The organism is Streptomyces sp. NPDC004788, assembly GCF_053601115.1.
This window is the reverse complement of record NZ_JBSGBF010000046.1, coordinates 25,477-45,950: the sequence shown is the minus strand read 5'-3', so window position 1 is coordinate 45,950 and position 20,474 is coordinate 25,477. Positions and strand designations below refer to the sequence as shown.

16 protein-coding genes are annotated in these 20,474 nt (G+C 71.9%); 7 read left to right on the top strand and 9 right to left on the bottom strand.

Features of this window, described 5'->3' with window-relative positions:
* The first annotated feature begins 107 nt into the window (after positions 1-107).
* The 7 genes from ACWEJX_RS21060 to ACWEJX_RS21030 all read left to right on the top strand — a co-directional run bounded on the left by ACWEJX_RS21060 (position 108) and on the right by ACWEJX_RS21030 (position 7,601).
* On the top strand, positions 108-974 hold the full coding sequence (locus tag ACWEJX_RS21060; RefSeq protein WP_451608932.1) for a cupin-like domain-containing protein: 867 nt from the start codon (positions 108-110) through the stop codon (positions 972-974).
* The gene (locus tag ACWEJX_RS21055; protein ID WP_451608931.1) at positions 974-2,227 is read left to right on the top strand and encodes an 8-amino-7-oxononanoate synthase family protein; all 1,254 of its coding nucleotides are present in this window, start codon (positions 974-976) and stop codon (positions 2,225-2,227) included. Before ACWEJX_RS21060 ends, ACWEJX_RS21055 begins: the two co-directional genes overlap by 1 nt.
* Complete coding sequence (locus tag ACWEJX_RS21050; protein WP_451608930.1) at positions 2,224-3,114, top strand: HpcH/HpaI aldolase/citrate lyase family protein; 891 nt, start codon at positions 2,224-2,226, stop codon at positions 3,112-3,114. Before ACWEJX_RS21055 ends, ACWEJX_RS21050 begins: the two co-directional genes overlap by 4 nt.
* On the top strand, positions 3,111-4,076 hold the full coding sequence (locus ACWEJX_RS21045; protein ID WP_451608929.1) for an ornithine cyclodeaminase family protein: 966 nt from the start codon (positions 3,111-3,113) through the stop codon (positions 4,074-4,076). Before ACWEJX_RS21050 ends, ACWEJX_RS21045 begins: the two co-directional genes overlap by 4 nt.
* Positions 4,063-5,433 (top strand): hypothetical protein, encoded by a 1,371-nt coding sequence (locus tag ACWEJX_RS21040; protein WP_451608928.1) that lies wholly within the window; start codon positions 4,063-4,065, stop codon positions 5,431-5,433. Before ACWEJX_RS21045 ends, ACWEJX_RS21040 begins: the two co-directional genes overlap by 14 nt.
* A 91-nt stretch (positions 5,434-5,524) precedes the next feature.
* On the top strand, positions 5,525-6,046 hold the full coding sequence (locus ACWEJX_RS21035; RefSeq protein WP_451608927.1) for a MaoC family dehydratase: 522 nt from the start codon (positions 5,525-5,527) through the stop codon (positions 6,044-6,046).
* A gap of 58 nt (positions 6,047-6,104) precedes the next feature.
* Positions 6,105-7,601, top strand: coding sequence for an aminopeptidase P family protein (locus ACWEJX_RS21030; RefSeq protein ID WP_451608926.1), 1,497 nt, complete (start codon positions 6,105-6,107; stop codon positions 7,599-7,601).
* Positions 7,602-7,720: 119 nt separating this feature from the next.
* On the opposite strand, the gene ACWEJX_RS21025 is transcribed toward ACWEJX_RS21030, so the two are convergent.
* The 9 genes from ACWEJX_RS21025 to ACWEJX_RS20985 form a co-directional block, all read right to left on the bottom strand.
* The gene (locus tag ACWEJX_RS21025) at positions 7,721-9,838 is read right to left on the bottom strand and encodes a BTAD domain-containing putative transcriptional regulator (protein WP_451608925.1); all 2,118 of its coding nucleotides are present in this window, start codon (positions 9,836-9,838) and stop codon (positions 7,721-7,723) included.
* A gap of 42 nt (positions 9,839-9,880) precedes the next feature.
* Positions 9,881-10,651, bottom strand: coding sequence for an SDR family NAD(P)-dependent oxidoreductase (locus ACWEJX_RS21020; RefSeq protein WP_451608924.1), 771 nt, complete (start codon positions 10,649-10,651; stop codon positions 9,881-9,883).
* A gap of 35 nt (positions 10,652-10,686) precedes the next feature.
* A complete protein-coding gene (locus tag ACWEJX_RS21015; protein ID WP_451608948.1) occupies positions 10,687-12,060 on the bottom strand; it encodes a cation:proton antiporter in 1,374 nt (457 codons plus the stop codon).
* 17 nt (positions 12,061-12,077) lie between these two features.
* The gene (locus ACWEJX_RS21010; protein ID WP_451608923.1) at positions 12,078-13,604 is read right to left on the bottom strand and encodes a class-II fumarase/aspartase family protein; all 1,527 of its coding nucleotides are present in this window, start codon (positions 13,602-13,604) and stop codon (positions 12,078-12,080) included.
* Between the two features lie 78 nt (positions 13,605-13,682).
* On the bottom strand, positions 13,683-14,864 hold the full coding sequence (locus ACWEJX_RS21005) for a Glu/Leu/Phe/Val dehydrogenase dimerization domain-containing protein (protein ID WP_451608922.1): 1,182 nt from the start codon (positions 14,862-14,864) through the stop codon (positions 13,683-13,685).
* A complete protein-coding gene (locus ACWEJX_RS21000; RefSeq protein WP_451608921.1) occupies positions 14,857-16,344 on the bottom strand; it encodes a pyridoxal-phosphate dependent enzyme in 1,488 nt (495 codons plus the stop codon). Before ACWEJX_RS21000 ends, ACWEJX_RS21005 begins: the two co-directional genes overlap by 8 nt.
* Positions 16,331-18,160: a thiamine pyrophosphate-dependent enzyme gene (locus tag ACWEJX_RS20995; protein WP_451608920.1), complete on the bottom strand. Its 1,830-nt coding sequence runs from the start codon at positions 18,158-18,160 to the stop codon at positions 16,331-16,333. The genes ACWEJX_RS21000 and ACWEJX_RS20995 overlap by 14 nt, the downstream gene beginning before the upstream one ends.
* A gap of 29 nt (positions 18,161-18,189) precedes the next feature.
* Positions 18,190-19,440, bottom strand: a complete 1,251-nt coding sequence (locus ACWEJX_RS20990; protein WP_451608919.1) for an ABC transporter substrate-binding protein — start codon at positions 19,438-19,440, stop codon at positions 18,190-18,192.
* Positions 19,441-19,521: 81 nt separating this feature from the next.
* Positions 19,522-20,466 carry a sulfotransferase family protein gene (locus tag ACWEJX_RS20985; protein WP_451608918.1) on the bottom strand — a complete coding sequence of 315 codons (945 nt, stop codon included), beginning with the start codon at positions 20,464-20,466 and terminating at the stop codon, positions 19,522-19,524.
* Positions 20,467-20,474: the final 8 nt, after the last annotated feature.

Here is a 20,474-nt window from a genome sequence, read left to right as displayed (position 1 = left end):
CCCGGCCCTTTCCCAAGGGCCCGGCCTTTTCCGAGGGGCCCGGCGCTTTCCGAAGGGCCCGGCCTTTTCCGAAGGGCCCACTCATTTCCGAAGGGAGGACAGACGACATGGCAGTTCCGGACGCTGTGACCGGGTCGAACGGGTCGGCGGGTGTGGAGGTCGCCCGCATGTCGTTCGACGAATTCCTGGCCGTCGGCCCGCAGGGGCTGTACAAGGCCGACCGACCGGTGGTGATCGAGCTGCCGAAGAGCGTGCAGGGGCTCGGCCGCGACGAAGTGGCCGCCCGGCTCGCCGAGATGACCGTCACCCTGTTCACCGAGCCGGGCGACAAGAACCACCCGGGGCGCTGGGAGACGCGGGACATCAGGCTCCGCGAGTTCTTCGCCGACGAGCGGCTCCTGAACAGCTCCGACACCTGGCACCGCGTGGTGTCGAACATCCGCAGCAGCCCGGCCGACGTCAACGCCGTCATCGGCTTCGACGCCGAGGAGTTCTTCGGCTACGGCGACAGCCTGTACGCGGCCAACCTGTGGATCAGCCACCGCGGCGTGTTCACGAAGAACCACTTCGACGAGTTCGAGAACTTCAACATCGCCCTGGAGGGCCGCAAGCGCTTCATCATCGCGCCGCCCGGCGTGCGGGACTACTACCCGCGCTCGGTGCTGCGCGGCTTCGGCGACAAGTCGAAGGTGTTCGACCTCGACGACGTCGACCTGAAGCGCTACCCGAGGCTGGCGGCCAAGCTCGCCCAGCGCCGTGACTTCGTCCTCGAACCCGGTCACATGCTCTACCTGCCGCTCGGCTGGTGGCACCAGGCCGAGTCGCTGGACGAGATGAACATCAACGTCAACTTCTGGCTCAAGTCGAAGAAGATCCTCCGCAGGCCGCACGTGCTCGGCGTCGCGCTGTACACGTACGCCTACCGGAGATTGAAGGGCGTCTACAGCTACCGTCCCACCGAGGTGAACTCCTGATGAGCGAGCGCAAGACCATCACCCCCACGCACAAGTACCGCAACAACGACCGGCTTATCGGGATCGGCAACGAGTTCTGGAACATGTCCTACGAGCACGGGGTCGCCGGCATCGTCGGCGACCTCTCGGACGGCGTGTTCCACATGCCCGACGGGCACGAGTTCGTCAACTTCACCGTCTGCTCCTACCTGGACCTGGACACCCACCCCAAGGTCATCGACGGCGCCGTGAACTCGCTGCGCCGCTTCGGCGTGCTCGACCACTGCATCCCGCGCACCCGCGTCCAGACCCCGGTGCTGCTGGAGCTGGAGGAGTCGCTCGGGGAGCTGTTCGGCGCGATGGTGATCAGCGCGATCTCCACCGCCGCCGCCAGCACCGGCCTGCTCCCGATCATCGCGTCGGGCCACCTCGGCAACGGCACCCGGCCGCTGATGGTCTTCGACAAGAACGCCCACGTCTCGATGGCCAACGCCAAGCCGAGCTGCGCCGACGAGACCGAGGTGGTCAGCTGCCGCCACCACGACCTCGACTTCCTCGAGGACATGTGCCGCACCTACGAGCGCGTCTGCTACGTGGTCGACGGCTCGGACAGCCTCGGCGGCTACGCGCCCGTCGCCGAACTGGCCGAGCTGCAGGACAAGTACAACATGATGGTCTTCTACGACGACTCGCACTCGCTGTCCGCCTACGGCGAGCGCGGCATCGGCTACGTCCGCTCGCACTCGCCCGTCCTCGACGAGCGCACCATCACCGTGGCGACGCTCAGCAAGGGCTTCGGCGCCGGCGGCACGGCGATCCTGCTCGACGGCTACCCGCAGGAGACGCGGCGTCTCATCGAGCGCTTCGCGGGCCCGCTGGGCTACTCGCAGAAGATGAACGCCGCCGCCGTCGGCGCGGCGATCGCCTCGGCCGAGATCCACCGCACCGACGAGCTCACGCAGCTGCAGGGGCGTCTGCGCTCCAACATCGCGCTGTTCGACTCGCTGGTCACGACCGAGCAGGCCGCCAGCACGTACCCGATCCGCGTGGTGCCGATGAGCGACGAGACCGTCGTCGACGCCGCCCAGCAGGTCTTCGCGGCCGGCTTCTACACCTCGCCGGTGTTCTTCCCGATCGTCGCCCGCGGCACCGCCGGACTGCGCGTGATGCTGCGGGCGGGCCAGACCGAGGAGCAGATCAAGCGGCTCGCCGCCGCGCTGATCGAGGCCGGGGCGCGCCCGGCGGCGTCGGCGCCCGAGTCGGTGGCCCGGTGACCGGCCCGGCACGGGCGATCCCGCGCAGCATCCTCTACACGCCCGCGCTCTCCCTCGACCGGGTGACGAAGGCCTGGTCGTACCCGGCGGACGTCCACCTGATCGATCTGGAGGACTCCGTACCGCCGGCCGAGAAGCCGGCCGCCCGCACGGTCTGCCGGGCCGCGCTCGAGAAGGCGCCGCGGCCGGCCAACGTCGGCGTGCGCATCAACGAGCTCGGCGGCATGGCCGCGGTGCACGACGTGCTGATGCTGGCCGAGAGCCCGGTGAAGCCCGGCATCGTCGTGATGACGATGGTGACCTCGGGCGCCGAGGTCGACCTGCTGCGGCGCATGCTGGCGTCCGGCGGGGCGCATCCGGAGATCTACGTGACGGTGGAGACGGTCGAGTCGGTCACCGCCATCGACGAGATCGCGCGCGCGGCCGACGGTCTGGTGCTCGGCTCGGCCGACCTGGCCGCCACGCTGGGCGTCGAGATCACCTGGGAGGCCATGCTGGCCGCCCGCCAGGCGATGGCCATGGCCTGTGCCCGGTACGGGACGGCGTGCATCGACACCGCCAACTTCCGGCTCGCCGAGCCGGAGGTCCTCGCGGCGGAGACCACCCGGGTCAAGGGCCTCGGCTTCCACGGCAAGGTGACCGTGCACCCGGCCGAACTCGACGTGATCAACCGGATCCTGGGGCCCCGCCCGGACGAGCTGGCGCTGGCCCGGCGGGTCGCGGAGGCCGTGGCGGCGGCCGACGGCGGGATCGCCGTGGTCGACGGCAACATGGTCGGCCCGCCCTTCGCCCGGCGGTCCCGTGACACCGTGGCGCGCGAGGACGCCTGGGCGAGCCGCTTCGGCGGCGAGGGCGACGGCCACGGCGGAACGGGCGGCGTCGCATGACCGCACCGCTGATGGTCGGCGCCGCCGACATGGCCGGTGTCCGGCGCATGACCCGGGTGATCGACACGCTCGGCGAGATGTTCACGGACCTCGCCGGCGGCCGGACCCGCTCCCCCGCCCGTACCGTCGTCGAGCACGGCGACCAGCGGGTGCTCCTGGTCAGCCCCGCCGTCTGGGAGCAGCGCGGCGTGGGCAGCGTCAAGGTCACGACGCTGACCCCGGACAACCCGGTCCGCGGGCTGCCGCTGATCCACGGGATCGTCGCGCTCACGGACCTGACGACCGGGCGGATCACCGCCCTGCTCGACGGCGCCGAGCTCACCGCCGTCCGCACCGGCGCGGTCGCCGCGCTAGCGACCCGTCGGTGCACCGCCGAGGACGCCGACGACCTCGCGGTGGTCGGCGCGGGAGTGCAGGCGGAGGCCCTGATCCGGGCTGTGACGGCGGTACGCCCGATCCGCGGCGTCCGGATCCACTCGCGCACCCGCGCCCGCGCCGAGCAACTCGCCGACCGGGTGAGGGAGACGGCGTCGCGGCCGGTCCGCGTGACGGTCTGCGACACCGTGAGGGACGCCGTCGCCGACGCGGCGATCATCTGCACGGCCACCTCGACCGACGACGCCACGCCCGTGGTGGAGGCGGACTGGGTGGCCGCCGGGGCGCACGTGAACGTGATCGGCGGAACGCACCCGGACGCGATCGAGGTCGAACCGGCCCTGCTCGCCGGGGCCGTGACGATCGTCGAGGAGCGGGCCGCGGCCCTCGACGGCGCGGGTGAGGTGCGGGCCGCGCTGGCCGGCGGCCTGATCACGGCCGACGACCTGTACGAGCTGGGCTCGGTGGTGGGAGGTACGGCCGACGTCGTGGGCCGGACCTCGGTGCTGCGCACGGTCGGGATGGCCATCGAGGACACCGCCGCCGCGGTGGCGCTCTTCGAAGGGGTGGCGGATGGACACGTATAAGGACCTGGGCCTCATTGAGGACGCCGACGCGGGTCACCCGTGGTTCGGCCGGCACCGGCTGAGGCCCGCCGCGCCGGCGGAGACGATCCGGCGGATGCTGCGGCACGAGCTCCGGGACACCGGCTGGCCGTACCAGCGGCTGCTGCCGGCGGCGCCGATGGCGATCCCTCGCGCGTCCTACGCCGAGGTGTTCCGGGCGGGCGTCGCGCTGACCGAGCTGCTGCGCCGTACCGCCCTGGAGACCGGAGCCACCACGGCCGACCGGCTGGCGGCCTACCGCATGCCGGGCACCGAGGACCGGCTCTGGCTGGCCGACCCGTTCACCGAGGAGCGGTACGCCGACTGCGTGGTCCGGCCCGACCTGGTCATCGGGCCCGACGGGCCGCGGTTCCTGGAGTTCAACGTCAGCGGCGCGCTCGGCGGTGTCGTCGAGACGCAGAGCCGGCTCTCGGTGTGGCGCAGGCTGCACGGCGACGCGGACGGCCGCACGCCCTTCGGCTCGCACAGCCCCTTCGCCGTGCGCGCCGAGATGTTCCGGTCGCTCGCCGCGGAGCGGGGTGTGGCGCCGCGGGTGGCGGTCGTCGGCAGCGCCCGGGTGAACGGCGTGGAGCGGCGGTACTTCGAGATGGAGGCCGACCACTACAACAGCCACGGGCTGACCGCGCGCTTCTTCGAGCCGGAGGAGCTGCACGAGGCGTGGGACTGCGCCCCGCACCTGCGCCACGCGATCGGGCTGCGGAACTTCACCATCCCGGACTGGCTGGAGGTCGGTCTCGACACCACGCCGGTCCAAGGCGCCCTGGACAACGGCTGTCTGCTGGTGGGCACCCAGACGTCGACCTTCATGCACAGCAAGGTCACCATGGGGCTGCTCTCGGAGGGGCGGCCCTGGATGACGGCGGCCGAGCGCGCTCTCGTCGACCGGTACCTGCCGTGGACGCGGGTCCTCGCGGAGCGGAAGACCGAGCGAGAGGGCCGGACGGTCGATCTGCTGCCGTTCGTCCTGGAGAACCGCGAGCTGCTTGTGCTCAAGGCCGGCCTCGGCGAGAGCGGCAAGCAGGTGGTCATCGGCCGTGAGGTCGAGCAGGCCGGCTGGGAGTCCGCCGTCGGCGAAGCCGTCGACCGCGGCACCAGCATCGTGCAGGAGTTCGTGGCGCCGCAGACCTGCCGGGTGGCGCTGATAGCCGACGGCTGCGACGAGCCGTACGAGGCCGATGTCGCCCCGGTGCTCGGCCCGCTGCTGTTCGGCGGGCGCCCGGCCGGACTGTTCTGCCGCTTCTTCGGCGACGGTTCCGCCGGGATCGTCAGCGTCCGGGGGCACACGAGCAGTTCCGACAACGTGACGGTGGCCGTCTGACGGCGCGCCGCCGCCCGTGTCCCGCCTCTCCCTCCCGGCGCGCGCCCCGCGCGCCGGGAGCCCTTCACCCACATCACCGGAGTGACACCGCATGACCCTGCGCCGCGTCAATGACCACGAGTACGTCGAGGAACACGGCGGGGACTACGAGGACTTCGAGCCCGGCATGGTCATCCGGCACTGGCCGGGCCGCACCCTGTCCGAGGCCGACAACACCTGGCTGACCCTGCTCACGATGAACCAGCACCCGCTGCACTTCGACCAGCACTACGGGGCCGGCGCCGAGTACGGCAAGGTCCTCGTCAACAGCGGCATCACGCTGTGCCTGATCGGCGGGATGACCGTGCAGGCGCTGTCCGCGCGGGCGGTGGCCAACCTGGGCTGGGACCGGGTCCGGCTGAAGGAGCCGGTCTTCGTGGGCGACACGCTCTACGCGACGAGCCGGATCCTCGGCAAGCGCCTGTCGAAGTCCCGGCCGGGACAGGGCATCATCACGGTGGAGACGACGGGCACGAAGTCGACGGGCGAGACCGTGATCGTCTTCGAGCGGTCGTTCATGGTGCGCTGCCGCGACGAGCACGACCCGGCCGGGGAAGACGCTACGGTTTTGTGATCGCCATTTTTGATCGTCAGGTGCTCGCGAAGTCGACGGGGCTGACAGGATGTTGGGCATGCCGAGCGAGAATCAACCCAAGGCCGGTCACCGCGGTATCCCCGCGAGCGCCGAGTTCCGCGAGTTCATCGCCTCCGGGTGGGCCACCGACGACCGCCCGCCGACGCCCCGTGACGAGGTCGCCGACCCCGCGGCCCGCCGCCGGGCGGCTCTCTCCGAGCGCTTCCCCGGCGAGCGGCTCGTCCTCCCCGGCGGCGGCCTGAAAGTACGCAGCAACGACACCGACTACACCTTCCGGCCGCACACGGCCTTCGCCCACCTGTCCGGGCTCGGCGCGCACGCCGAACCCGACAGCGTCCTGGTCCTCGATCCCAGGCCCGAGGGGGGCCACGAGGCCGTCCTGTACACCCGTCCGCCGGCCCCGCGGGACAGCGAGGAGTTCTACGCCGACTCGCGGTACGGCGAGTTCTGGGTCGGCTCCCGCGAGACCCTCGCGGACCTCGAGTCGCGGCTCGGGCTGACCGCCCGCCACATCGACTCGCTCGCCGACGACCTCGCCAAGGACGAGGCCGCCGCCCGGCTGCGCGTGGTCCGGTCGGCCGACCCGCGGCTCGCCGAGCTCGTCGACGCCACCCGCACCCAGGCCGGGTCGACGCTGACCGGCCCGGAGCAGGAGGAGACCGACGACGAGCTGGCCCGCCACGTCTCCGGGATGCGGCTGGTCAAGGACGCGTGGGAGGTCGGCGAGATGCGCAAGGCGATCGCCGCCACCCACAAGGGCTTCGAGGCGATCATCGCCACCCTGCCGGAGGCGGTGCGCAAGGGCCGCGGCGAGCGGTGGGTCGAGGGCATCTTCGGCCTGTACGCCCGGCACGAGGGCAACGGCGTCGGATACGAGTCGATCTGCGCGTCCGGCGACCACGCCAACACCATCCACTGGACGCGGAACACCGGCGAGGTCCGCGAGGGGGACCTGATCCTGGTCGACGCCGGCGTCGAGATCGACTCCCTGTTCACCGCCGACATCACCCGAACCCTGCCGGTGTCCGGCCGCTTCACCGACGTCCAGCGCAAGATCTACGACGCGGTGCACGAGGCGCAGCAGGCCGGCATGGAGGCGGTGAAGCCCGGCAACCGGTTCAGCGACATCCACGCCGCCGCGAACCGGGTCATCGCCCGCCGCCTGCACGAGTGGGGGCTGCTGCCCGAGGGCGTCACCCTGGAGCAGACCCTCGACCCGGAGCGCGGTGGCTGGCACCGCCGCTGGATGGTCCACGGCACCTCCCACCACCTGGGCATGGACGTGCACGACTGCCAGCTGCTGCTGCGCTCGGACTACATGGACGGCGAGCTGAAGCCGGGCATGATCCTCACGGTCGAGCCGGGGCTGTACTTCAAGGCCGACGACCTGTTCGCGCCGGAGGAGTTCCGCGGCATCGGGGTGCGCATCGAGGACGACGTGCTGGTGACGGAGGACGGTTACGAGAACCTGTCCGCCGCGATGCCGCGCGGTTCGTACGAGGTGGAGGAGTGGATCGCGCGGGTGTCGCGCTAGCACCCGTACGAGCCGAGTCGTGCCCCTGCCGGTGTTCCGGCAGGGGCACGACGTCTTTCCGGCGTCCGCCCGGCGCCCTTCCGATGTCCTTCCGGCGCCTGCCGGTGCCTGCCGGTGGCTCAGGCCGAGCGGCGGACGGGCTCCGGGAGACTGCCGGACTCGTTGCCGGTCAGCCTCGCGCGCAGTTCGGTGAGCAGGTCGAGCAGGCGGCCGGTCGGGTCGTGGCCGACGAGGACGCGCAGCAGGTCGAGCTCCTGGCGGTACCAGGCGAGGGTGCTCTCGCGGATCGCGCGGTGGTCGGCGAGTTTCAGCTGGGCGCTCAGGACGCCGGTGTAGTGGCCGACCAGCCGCTGGATCTCCTTGCCGGAGTCGGCCGAGTAGGGGCCGAGGACGGATTCCGGCCAGTCCTGGCAGAACAGCCGGACCAGTTGCGGCACCCGGTACCGGTCGCCGTCCAGCGCCTCGACGAGCCCCGCGTGGATGAGCGACTCCGCGACCGTGTCGGCCTCGGCCTTCGAGTCGAGCAGCCCGGCCAGGGCGTCGCCGCTGACGACGGGCACGTCCAGTTCGCTGAGCACGCACAGCGTCCCGAGGGCCGCCGGGGTGCCGATGCGGCGGACCAGGCGCACTCCGGCGCAGATGCTGGCGCGCATGCTGAACCGGTCGAAGGTCAGCAGGTCGAGGCGGTCCTTGGACTCGGCCAGGCGGGTCGCCAGGACGTCCACGGACCAGTCGGGCCGCCGGGCGAGCCGGGCGGCGGCGATGCGCAGGGCGAGCGGAAGGTACTCGCACATCCGGGCGACGGCCGCCAGGGCGGCGCGGCTTCCGGCGTGGTTCGGGCCGGCGTAGCGGTGCAGCAGTTCACCGGTGTCGGCGATGCTGAGCCGGCCGAGCCAGATCTGGTTCATGCCGCAGGCGACGGCCAGGGCCGGCCGGCCCACGACGAGGACCGCGCACTCGCTGCTGCCGGAGAGCAGCGGCCGTACCTGGTCGGCGTCCAGGACGTCGTCGACCACCACGAGGATCCGGCGGGTCGCCGCGAGGGCGTGCCAGCGGGCCGCCGCGCCGTCGAGGTCGGCGGGTATCTCCCGGTCGGGCAGGCCGAGGGCGCGCAGCAGCCGGTGGAGCGTGTCGCGCGGGGTGGCCGGGGAGCGGGGCGAGCTGCCGCCGAGGTCGAGGTAGACCTGACCGTCGGGGAAGCGGTCGGCGACGAGGTGCCCGGCGCGCAGCGCGAGCGCGGTCTTGCCGACGCCGCCCGTGCCGTGCACCGCGCAGAGCGTCTCGCCCGCGCGCAGGCGCTGCACCAGGGTGGCGAGTTCCTCGTCCCGGCCGACGAGGAAGGTGGGTTCGGGGGGCAGCCGGGGCGGCTCCGCGCCTTCGTCCCGCACCGCGGGAGCCGGGGCCGGCTCGGCCTGGAGGAGCAGTGCGGGGTCTTCCTGGAGGATGCGCTGGTGCAGGTCGCGCAGCGGTTTGCTGGGCTCGATGCCGAGTTCCTTGACGAGCAGATGGCGCAGGTCGTGGTAGGTGCCCAGGGAGTCCGCCTGCTGGCCGGTGCGGTAGAGGGCCAGCATGAGGTGCTCGTGGAGGCGTTCGCGGAGCGGGTACTGCGAGACGATCTGCTTGAGGTCGGGCAGTACGGCCTCGTGCTGTCCGAGGCCGACCTGGGCGCCGAGCCGTGCCTCGATGACGGAGAGCCGGGACTCCTCCAGGCGGGCCGTCTCGGCCATGACCGACGGGGTCAGCGGTACGTCGAGGAGCGGGCTGCCGCGCCACAGGTCGAGCGCGGCGGTGTAGCTCTCGACGGCTCCGGCGAGGTCGTGGGCCTCCATCCGGCGGCGTCCGGTGCGGACGTGGCACTCGTACTCGTGGATGTCGACGGCGCCCTGCCGGACGACCAGTTGGTAGCCCGGCGCCCGGGTGACCAGGTGTTCGCCGAGCGGGTCGCCGAGCAGGCGCCGCAGCCGCCACACGTATCCGGCGAGGAGCCGGTTGGCGCTGCCGGGCGGGTTGTTGCCCCACAGCTCGGAGATGAGCTGCTCGGAGGGGACCACCCGGTTGCCGTTGAGTACGAGCAGGGTCAGGAGGGTGCGCTGCTTGGCGGCACCGATGCCCGTCCACTCCCCGTCGGTGTGCACCTCGAAGGGTCCGAGGACCCGGTATCGGTGTCCGGTCGTTCCGGTGCCGGCGCTGGTGCTGTCGCCGGTGCCGGTGCTTGCGTGGGGGGTTGGTGCACTCATCGACTTCTGCCTTCAGTGGCGTTCTTCCGGTGGCGTCGTGCGTCAACGGCCGAGCATCGCCCCGCCGTTGATGTGCAGGATCTGGCCGTGGACGTAGGCGGCCTCGGGCGAGCACAGGTAGCGGATGGCGGCGGAGACCTCCTGCGGGGTGCCGCCCTGCTTGGTGAGGGTGGCGTCCACCCGGGAGGCGACGAACGCGGGGGTCGCGCGCTCCCCGAAGAACTCGGTGTCGGCGACGTAACCGGGTGCCACGGCGTTCACGGTGATGCCCTCGGCGCCGACGCGCTGGGCGAGTTCGTACACGTACGCGTGCAGCGCCGCCTTGGATCCGCCGTACGATCCCGGGCCGCGTACGGCGGCGATCGAGGACAGGTGGACGACACGTCCGCCGGGGCGGCGCATCGCGGGCAGGAGGGCCTCGGTGAGCAGGACGGCGGTCAGCGTGTTGGCCTTGAAGTTGCGCAGGTAGCCGTCGGCGATCTGCTCCAGGGTGTCGCCCGCGTCGGGGGCGACGTTCCCGCCGGCGTTGGTGACGATGACGTCGACCGGGCCGTCGCCGGAGATCCGCGCGGCGGCTTCGGCGGTGTCGGCCGGGAGGGAGAGGTCCGCCCGGATCCAGCTGACCCGGTCGGTGTCGTGGCGCTTGTTCACCGCGGCGGCGGCGTCGCGCAGGACGTCCTCGCGCCGTCCGATGATGATCACCTCGTCGCCGGCGGCGGCGAAGTCCTCGGCCGTCACCAGGCCGATGCCGGTGCCGCCGCCGGAGATCACCACGCGACGGGGGGTGCGGTGGGCGTCGTTCGGTGCGTTCACATCTGCTCCTCGAAGGGGGTCGTGCGCCGTGCGCGTCATTCCGCCGCGCGGCCGGCCGCGAGGGGTTCCGCCCGTTCGCGTACCGCGGGGGCGTCCTCGATCTGCCACGCGGCCAGTTCGCGTTCCCGGCCCAGCTCCAGCTCGGTGGGTACGGTGCGGCGCATCGCCGCCCGCAGCATGGGCGCGGCCATGATCGAGGTCACGACGGCGACCAGCACGAGCAGGGTGTAGACGGCGGGGCTGAGGATGCCGCTGCGCAGCCCCACGTTGGCGACGATGATCTGCACCACGCCGCGCGCGTTGAGTCCGGCGCCGATGGCGAAGGCGTCCCAGCGTGGGAGTCCGCTCAGCCGGGCCCCGAGGTAGGCGCCGCCCAGCTTGCCGACGATGGCGATCGCGAGGACCGCGAGCCCGGCGAGCAGCACGGTGGGCCGGGCCAGTGCCGTGAGGTCGATCCGCAGGCCGGCGGTGGCGAAGTACACCGGGGCGAACACGGACATGACGATGGTCCGCAGCGGGGCGAGGCTGGCGGCGGGCAGCAGCGAGATGGTGGCGAGGCCGACGACGAAGGCGCCGAACACCGCCTCCAGGTGCAGCGACACGGCCGCCCCGGCGCCCAGGAGCAGCAGGATCACCAGGACCGCGCAGTTCCGGCCGGTCGTGCCCCCGGCGCCGGAGTCGCGCTCCGGGAGCCGCTTGAGCAGGGGCGCGATCAGGAACCGGACGGCCAGGGCCACGCCGCCGGTGAACAGCACGAGCGACAGGGCGGAGTTGCCGAGGGCGGCCGCCATGCTGCCGCCGGTGCCCATGGCGACGATCGCCGACAGCGCGAACCAGGCGGCGGCGTCGTCCACCATGCCCGCGGCCAGGGTGAGCTGGCTGGTGTTGCGGTGCAGCAGCTTCATGTCGGCGAGCGTCTTGGCGATGACCGGCAGGGCGCTCACGGCCAGCGCCACGCCGATCATCAGGGCGAAGACGGTACGCCCGCCGTGTGCCGCCAGGCTGTCGGGCATGAGGCTTTCCGGTGCCAGGTAGCCGGCACCCACGCCGAGTCCGAAGGGCAGCACCAGGCCGGCGAAGGCGGTGATCCCGACCGACCGGGTGTGCCGTCTGATCATCGACATGTCCAGGTGGCCGCCGGTCATGCCGACGAGCAGGATCACCCCGAGCTGTCCGACCCCGTCGAGCAGGGCGGCCTGCTCCGGGCCGCCGGGGATGAAGTGCTCGGCGAGGCCCGGGGCGACGTTGCCGAGGACCGAGGGTCCGGCCAGGACGCCGACGAGGAGTTCGCCGACGACGACGGGCATCCCGAAGCGTCCCGCCAGGCGTCCGAAGAGCAGCGCCAGGGTGAGGAGCACGGCCACCTGGAGGAGGAAGACCATGAGCTGGGGTGCCGGCAACCCTGGCATGGTCACGGCGGCGAGGTTCATGAGTGTGCGGTGCCCTTCTGCGGCGGAAGCGTTCCGGTGCCCCTGCCGTGCAGGTAGTCGGCGGCCTTGCGGGTGACGTGGCGGGTCAACGCGGCGGAGGCGCCCAGGTGTTCGGCCGGGTCGAGTACGTGGTCGAGGTCGAGGTCGCCGAGTTCGGAGACCACCTTCGGGTGCCGTTCGAGGACCTCCCGGAAGGGGACGCCCTCCTCGCGCGCGGTCTGGCTGATCTCGTACACCACGTGGTGCGCGGCCTGCTTGCCCAGGCGCTGCGCCAGGGTGAGCATGAGGGCCTCGGTGGTCACCTGGTGGGCGACGGCGGTGACGTTCTCCCGCATGCGGTCCTCGTGGACGATGAGACCGCTGACGATCTGCCGGAAGATCTCGCAGGCGGCGAGGGTGTGGTGGGCCACGTCCGGGACGCAGGCCCATTCCAGGCGCAGCGAACGGGAGTCGCGTTCGTGGTCGCCGATCATCGCGGTGAGGGCCGTGGACACCTGGGCGGCGGCGAGGCGGGCCATGACGACGACCTGCTCGCACCGCTCCGGGTTGCGCTTGTGCGGCATGGTGCTGCTGCCGACCTTGCCGAAGCTCCAGGCCTCGGAGACCTCGCCGAACTCCTGGCGGGACAGGGTGCGGATCTCGTCGGCGGCCCGGCCCATGGTGCCGGCGACCATGGCGAGCACGGAGGCGTACTCGACGATGCGGTCGCGCGCGACGTGCCAGCCGATCAGCGGGGCGTGCAGTCCGAGGCGCTCGGCGAACCTGGCGAGGAGCTCCTGGCTCTGCTCGCCCAGGCCGGCCATCGTGCCGGCGCCGCCGAAGAGCTGGGCGACGAGGACGCGCTCGCGGGCCTCGCGCAGCCGCTCGGTGTGCCGGAGCAGTTCGTCCAGCCAGCTGGCCGCCTTGAGCCCGAAGGTGATGGGCAGCGCCGGCTGGGCGTGGGTACGGCCCAGGGCCAGCGTCTCGGCGTGCTGGTCGGCGAGCCGCGCGACGTGCGTGATGGTCTCGTCGAGCAGCCGCTCCAGCTCGTCGAAGACGTCCCGCAGTTCCAGGGACTGCGCGGTGTCCTGGATGTCCTGGGTGGTGGTGCCGAAGTGGATGTACTGGCCGGCCTCGCCGTCGCACGCCCGCTCCAGGACGCGCAGCAGGCCGACGAGGGAGTGGCCGGACTCCAGGGTGGCCTTCTTGACCTCCTCGGGGTCGACCCGCTCCACCGTCGCGGCCTCCGCGATGCGCTCGGCCGCCCAGGCGGGGATGATCCCGAGGTCGGCCTGGGCGAGGGAGAGCTGGGCCTCCACGGTGAGCCAGCGCTGGATGCGACAGGTGTCGCAGAATATGGCGCGGCTCTCCGGGGTGGCGTAGCGGTCACCGAGCAGGAAGGAGTCGGTGATGTGCCCCCGGTCGTGGGAGCAGGGGGTGGTGGGCGCCGAGGGTTCCGCGGACCCGGCGGAGTCGGCGGAGTCGGCTTCGAGGGTGGCTTCGAGCAGGGTCGACACTGCCGTGGACTGGGCTGAGAGGGACATTTCCGTCTCCAGATCGCGACCGTCTTTGAGGGGGGTTGGGGATGTCCGGCCGGGGAGCCGGACGCCGTTGCGGGATGTTCAGACCACGGAAAGCGCCCTGGCCAGCAGCGGGCTGTTGCCGTAGGCGCGGGCGCCCACCGCTTCGGCCGCCGTCTCCTGCGTCGCCCGGCGTTCGGCGACTTCGCGGACGAGCGTGTTCTCGTGCCTGCTGGTGCTGATCAGCTGTCCGGTGAGTTCGTGCATCATCGCCGCGACCAGATCGAGGGTGTGCCGGGGTGTGCCGATGCGTTCCGGCCCGAAGAGCGCCTCCATGGAGGCCGAACCGCCGATGCCGCCGATGAAGTCGGGTACGACGAGCACTCCGCGCTCGTGCAGGGCCCGCTCCACCGGTTCGCTCAGGCCGTTGTTCGCGCCGACCACGACGACGGACGCGGGAAGCTCCGCCGCCTGCTCCGGGGTCATCGCGTTCTCCGCCGCCGCGAGGACGAGCACGTCGCACGGCTGCGTGAACACGGCGTCCGCGGGCAAGATCGTCACTTCCGGAGCAACGTCCGAGACGCGCAGCCCGTTACGGGCGGCCAGCATGGCCTTGATGTCGAGGGCGGACCCGTCGGGGCGGGCGACGCAGCCGAACTGGTCGGCGACCGCCCCGAACACGGCGCCTTCCTCGGCGAGCGTGTAGGCGGCGGCCCGGCCGAGGTTGCCGAACCCCTGCAGGGAGCAGGAGATCCCGCCGGTGAGGCCGGCGGCGCGGGCGGCCGCGAGGGCGGCGTGGGCGACGGCGTGCCCGGCCCGGCGTTCGCCGAGGGTGAGGGTGCCGACGGGGGCGTCCAGGAGCCGGAACCGGGCGAAGAACTCGTCGTCGCTCAGGCCCTGGGCCCGCTTGATGGCGTACTTGATGGACGGGATGCCCAGCCGGCGCGCCGCCGCGTCGAGTTCGTCGAAGCGGGTGCCCATGTCGCAGCCCATGCTGAACCTGGTCAGCAACTGGTCGCGCAGGAAGGCGAGGAAGCGCTCCGTCGCCGCCTTGCTGCCGGGGGCGGCGGGGTCGTAGTCGAGACCGCACTTGGCCCCGTCGACCGAGATGCCGAGCACCCGCTGCTTCAGGGTCATGCGCGCGGCCAGCGAGGACAGCGTCTGCGCGGTGAGACCCGGTTGCATCCGGCAGCCACCCGCGGCCATGCGCGCCGACGTCCTGTCGTACACCAGCCAGCCGGTGAAGCCCTCGACGGGGTCGACGTACTCCAGGATCTCACTCACTGACGTCATCCTCTCGGTTCGGCGTCGGGGCGGCGGCGGGGGCGGCCGTGACCGGGGCGGCGGCGGCCGGAGCGGCCGTGACCGGGGCGGCGGCGGCCGGAGCGGCCAGGAAGGCCGCGATGTCCGCGCGGGTGACGACGCCCTCGACGAGGCCGTCGCGCAGGACCAGGACGGTGTCGTCGCCGCCGACGAGGGCCAGGGCCTGCGCCACCGGCTGTCCGGCCCCGGTGAGGGGCAGCGGCGGCTCGGCGAGTTCGCCCACCGGCCGCTCGAGTACGCGTGCGTCGGCGGCCAGGGCCTCGGTGATCGCCCGCGCGGTGATCGTGCCGGTGACCTCGGCGAGCCGGACGGGTGCCGTGGTCCTGGTCACCGGCAGCGCGGGCAGGTGATGGCGGCTCAGCAGGGCGAGGGCGGTCGCCAGGGTGTCGTCGGGGGTGACGGCGGGCAGCGCCGGACGCGCGGTGACGCCCGTGAGGACGTCGCCCAGTACCGGGCCGGCGCCGGCGCCGTCCACGGTGCCTTCGCCGGTGCCGAAGCCGCGGGTGGCCATCCAGGTCTCGTTGAAGATCTTGGAGACGTAGCCGCGGCCCGAGTCGGGGACGAGCACCACCACGACGTCCTGCGGGCCGAGCCCGGCCGCGACCTCCAGGGCCGCGGCGACGGCCATGCCCCCGGAGCCGCCCACCAGCATGCCCTCCTCGCGGGCGAGGCGGCGGGTCATCTCCAGGGCGGCGGCGTCGGAGACCGGGATCAGCCGGTCCGGCACCGCCGGGTCGTAGGAGGCGGGCAGCGTCGGCTGGCCCACGCCCTCCAGGAGATACGGCCGCAAGGTCGGGGAGGTGTAGACGGAGCCGTCCGGGTCGGCACCGACCACCGTGACGCCGCCGGAGGAGACCTCCTTGAGATAGCGCCCGGTGCCGGAGAGGGTGCCGCCGGTGCCGACGCCCGCGACGAAGTGGGTCACCCGGCCGTCGGTCTGCTTCCAGACCTCGGGGCCGGTGGACCCGTAGTGCGTCCGGGGGTTGGCGGCGTTGGAGTACTGGTCGAGCAGCAGCCCACCGGGGATCTCCGCGGCCAGGGCGCGCGCCCTGTTGCGGTAGAAGTCGGGGTGGTCGAAGGGTGCCGTGGCCGAACAGACCACGACCCGGGCGCCGTACGCGCGCAGCAGGTCGATCTTCTCCGGGGACACCTTGTCGGGGCAGGTGAAGACCACGGAGTAGCCGCGCTGGGCGGCCACCATGGCCAAGCCGACGCCGGTGTTGCCCGAGGTGGGCTCCACGATCGTCGCGCCGGGCCGCAGCGTGCCGTCGGCCTCGGCCGCCTCGATCATGCCGAGCGCGATGCGGTCCTTGCTGGAGCCGCCCGGGTTGAGGTACTCCAGCTTGGCGAGCACGGTCGCCGGCACGTCCTTCGCCACCCGGCGCAGCCGCACCAGCGGCGTGCCGCCGATCAGGTCGAGGAGCGAGTCATGCGCTTCCACGGGCACCTCCACCGGGGCCGGCCGGCGCGACGTCGATGCGCCGGTAGGGCGAGGTGTGGGCGAGACTCGTGCGGACGTGCAGCAGCGAAGGGCCGTCGTGCCGGAGGGCCGTCACCAGGGCGTCCTTGATCTCGGCCGGGTCGGTGACGGTCAGTCCGAGCGCCCCGTACGCCTCGGCGAGCCGCGCGAAGTCGGGGTTGCGCAGGTCCGTCGCGATGGCCCGGCCGGGGAACTGCCGCTCCTGGTGGAGGCGGATGGTGGCGTAGCTGCGGTTGTCCGAGACGATCACCACGAGCGGGAGGCCCGCCTCGACGGCGGTGATCAGTTCGCTGCCGTTCATCAGGAAGCCGCCGTCTCCGACGACGACCACGACCGGGTTCCCAGGGGTGCGCAGCGCGGCGGCGACGCCCGCGGGGACGCCGAAGCCCATCGGGCTGGAGGTGACGCCGAGCAGCCGGCCCGTGCCGGTGAACCGCAGATACCGGTAGACCCAGCTGGTGAAGGTGCCGGAGTCGACCACGACCGTCGCCTCGCCCTGGGTGCACTCGTCGAGCGCGGCGACCACGTCGCCGAAGACGATCCCGTCGGGCGCGTCCTGGCCCTGCCAGACGGCCTTGTCGGTCTCGATGCGGTGCAGGCGTTCGATCCACTCGCCGCGTGCGGCGTGCGGTCCGGAGCGCGGGTCGACGTCGGCGAGTGCGCGCAGGAACGCGGCGGGTGTGCAGGCCAGGCCGAGTTCCGTCGCCCGGCCGGCGCCGATCCTGGCCGGGTCGCCGTGCACGTGGACGAGCGGCTGGGCCGGCACGGGAGCGCTGGGGAAGGCCCCGCCGCGGGTGGTGGTCTCGTCCAGGCGGGTGCCGACGGCCAGGACGAGATCGGCTTCCTGGAAGGCGGCCAGCTGCGGCTTCTGGGTGGCGTTGTGCAGGTGACCGGCGTAGTGCGGGTGCCGGTTGTCGAAGAGGTGCTGCTGTTTGTTCGCGGTGACCACGGGGATGCGGTGCCGCTCGGCGACCTGACGTAACAGCAGTCTCGCCGCGGACGTGTCGAGTTGCTCTCCAGCGAGGATCAAGGGCCGTTCGGCAGCATCGAGCAGGGCGAGCACGGCGGCGAGGTCCTCGGCCGCGGGCGCGGACTCGGAGAGCGGCACGCGCCGCGAGGGCAGACCGCTCGGGTCCGGCTGCCCGATGACGTCTTCCGGCACCTCGATGATCACCGGTCCGGGGGTGCCGGACTCGGCGATGCGGAAGGCGCGGGCGACGAGCGACGCGGCCGAGGCCGGGTCGTTCAGGACCAGGGTGGCCTTGCTGAAGCCGCCGAAGAAGCCCGCGCAGTCGATCTCCTGGAACGCCTCGCCGCTGCGCCGGCTCCGCTTGACCTGGCCGACGACCAGGATCAGCGGGGCGGCCTCCTGCCAGGCCGCGTGCACCGCGATGCTGGCGTTCGTCGCTCCGGGGCCGCGGCTGACGAGGCAGACGCCCGCCCGCCCCGTGAGCTTGGCGTCGGCCAGGGCCATGAAGCCGGCCGACGCCTCGTGCCGGGAGGTGACCACCTCCACGGCGTCCGCGCGGTCCCGGGTGGCGTACAGGGAGTCGAGGACCGGCAGGTAGCTCTCGCCCGCGACGCAGAAGACCCGGTCGACGCCGTGGCCCTGCATGCTCGCCACCATCGTCGCGGCCGCGGTGGGTGTCGGTGTGCTGGTGATCGGTGTACTGGTGATCCGTGTGCCGGTCTTGGGTGTGCCGGTGATCGGTGTGCTCGGTGCCGGTGTGCCGGGCGTCGGTGCACTGGAGACCGGTGCGGTGTTCCGCTCCGTCATGAACTGTCCCTCTGGTTCGGGTGCACCGATCAACGGAGCGCGTCGGCCGGCACGTAGGCCGCGTTGGCAAGGGAGTCCGGGTACACGATCGCGGACTCGTCGAAGGTCTGGCCGACCTTCTGGTACTGCATGATCTGCAGCCGCGGCATGTTGTGGTGCCAGTGCTCGGAGCCGCGCTCGAACCGCAGCGGTCCGCGCCAGGTGTCGAACTCGTGGGACTCCAAGGCCTCGATGACGGCGTCGTGTTCGGTGGTTCCGGCCAGTTCGATGGCGCGGGCCAGGATGGTCACGTCGGTGAACGCGCTGAGGGTGGTGTCCGGCGCGTAGCCGCCGTACATCGCCTCGTAGCGCTCGGTGAACCAGCGCCCGATGTCGGTGAGCCCGTCCCAGGTGGGGCGGTACTGGATGCCGGCCCACATGATGCCGACGCCGGCGTCGCCCGCCTCGCGCCAGAAGTCGTGGGAGCGGGTCGGGAAGCCGAAGGTGACCATCATCGGGACCTGGGGCCGCAGGCCCAGCTCGGCGGCCTGCTTGATCATCAGGTAGTTGGTGCGGATCACACCGTCGTTGATGATGAGGTCCGGCTCCCAGTCCTTGACCGCCTTGAGCTGTTCGCTCAGGTCGTAGGTGGTCTCCTGCGGGAAGTCGAAGCGCAGGAACTCCATGCCGTGGACCGACGTGCCGTATTCCTCGATGGTGTCGGCGGTGGTCAGGCCGAAGACCGTGTCGGCGGCGAGCATCGCGATGCGCCGGAATCCCAGGGTGGCGACGTAGTCCATCATCAGCGGGACTCGGTCGGCGATGGAGAAATACTGCCGGAATATGGAACGGTATCCGGAGGACGTCACGTCGATCTGGCCGTTCTCGACGAATGTCGGAATGCCGATCTTGTCGGCGAGCGCGGAGACGTACTTCGACGTGCGCAGATGCCACTGGCCGAAGACTCCGGCCACCTCGTCGATCTGCGCGAGTTTGGCGAGTTCGCCGACGGCGGACCGCGCCATTCCCTCTTCGGCGGCGGTGGCCTGGTCGTTGCGCAGGACGAAATCGAGCTGGCGGCCGCCGAGAATGCCGCCCTGCTCGCGAATGTACTCGGCACCTATTCGGGCGCCACGGGATACGATCACGCCGGCCACGGAGTCACCGGGACCGGTGAGCGGCGTGAGAATTCCCAGCTTCACCGGGTTCTCCCCGGCGAGCTTGCTCACCTCCGCTATTTCAGCGCGCGCCATCTGCTCGTGGGTCATCGACTCGGACATGCGGTCAGATACCTCCGTCATTGAGCGATCATGCGGGTGGGGGCTGATGATCGACGCGTGGGCGGTCGGACGCTCGCACGCGTCGGATGCGCAATTCTGCGGTCAGAGGTTGAAGGCCCGACGGTATGCGCCGAAGCGCTCGTCGAGTTCACGGGCGTCCAGGCCGAACTCCTCGGCCGAATAGCTGTGCTTTCCGTGCTTGTCCTTGGGATTTCCGGCGAGGAAGCCGCGGACCCGGTCCGCCGCGGCCGGCGACCACGGGATGCCGGCGAAGCCGCACACCCGCGCCACCGTCCCGACGGGATCGGAGACGAGGTCGGAGTAGCGGAGGTCGAGGACCGGCAGTCCGGACGGCAGGACCTCGGCGGGGCGGGTCTCGGCGAGGGCGCGGCCGACGTGCTCGGCCCAGTACCCGCCGATCTCGCGCTTGTCGACCTCGCCGGCCCTGGCCCCTCTGACGACGCTCGTCAGACTGCACAGCGAGGGCAGGCACGCCTTGGGGTCGCGGTGCAGCCGTACGACGCGGGCCTGCGGATAGACCTCGGCCAGCGTGTTCAGGTGCCACATGTGCGAGGGGCACTTGAGCACGACGTGCTCGGCCGGCTCGGCGTGCAGCAGGCAGCCGAGCAGGGTGCGGTGGTACGCGTAGCTCGGCCGCATGTCCTGCTCGCGCAGCCAGGCGACATAGCCGGGGACGCGGTAGCGCAGGGCGTAGATGTCGGCGCGGAAGGTGCCTCCGGTCAGCCGGTGGCACTCCTCGGGGCGGTGCGCGTCCAGTGGATGGATGGCCTTGAAGAGCGGGGCCTTCTCGTAGTACTCGGTGACGTACTCCTCGGCCGCCTTGATCGCCGCGGAGCGCTCGGGCTCACCCGCCGCGGCGGCGGCCGGCGCCAGCATTTCCCAGAGCCGGGGCGCGCGGACCGCCGGGAGTTCGGCCATCAGATTCTGCAGCAATGTGGTGCCGCTGCGGAAGATGCCGGTAATGAAAACAGGTCCCGGTATCTGCTGTTCGACAACCTCGGGATTACGCCGGATTAACTCGTCCACACGGGAAC

Coding starts and splice junctions, on each gene's coding strand:
- ACWEJX_RS20990 (WP_451608919.1), bottom strand. CDS start 19,440: ATGACGGAGGTATCTGACCGCATGTCCGAGTCGATGACCCACGAGCAG.
- ACWEJX_RS21045 (WP_451608929.1), top strand. CDS start 3,111: ATGACCGCACCGCTGATGGTCGGCGCCGCCGACATGGCCGGTGTCCGG.
- ACWEJX_RS21040 (WP_451608928.1), top strand. CDS start 4,063: ATGGACACGTATAAGGACCTGGGCCTCATTGAGGACGCCGACGCGGGT.
- ACWEJX_RS21025 (WP_451608925.1), bottom strand. CDS start 9,838: ATGAGTGCACCAACCCCCCACGCAAGCACCGGCACCGGCGACAGCACC.
- ACWEJX_RS21015 (WP_451608948.1), bottom strand. CDS start 12,060: ATGCCAGGGTTGCCGGCACCCCAGCTCATGGTCTTCCTCCTCCAGGTG.
- ACWEJX_RS21010 (WP_451608923.1), bottom strand. CDS start 13,604: ATGTCCCTCTCAGCCCAGTCCACGGCAGTGTCGACCCTGCTCGAAGCC.
- ACWEJX_RS21035 (WP_451608927.1), top strand. CDS start 5,525: ATGACCCTGCGCCGCGTCAATGACCACGAGTACGTCGAGGAACACGGC.
- ACWEJX_RS21030 (WP_451608926.1), top strand. CDS start 6,105: ATGCCGAGCGAGAATCAACCCAAGGCCGGTCACCGCGGTATCCCCGCG.
- ACWEJX_RS21060 (WP_451608932.1), top strand. CDS start 108: ATGGCAGTTCCGGACGCTGTGACCGGGTCGAACGGGTCGGCGGGTGTG.
- ACWEJX_RS20995 (WP_451608920.1), bottom strand. CDS start 18,160: ATGACGGAGCGGAACACCGCACCGGTCTCCAGTGCACCGACGCCCGGC.
- ACWEJX_RS21055 (WP_451608931.1), top strand. CDS start 974: ATGAGCGAGCGCAAGACCATCACCCCCACGCACAAGTACCGCAACAAC.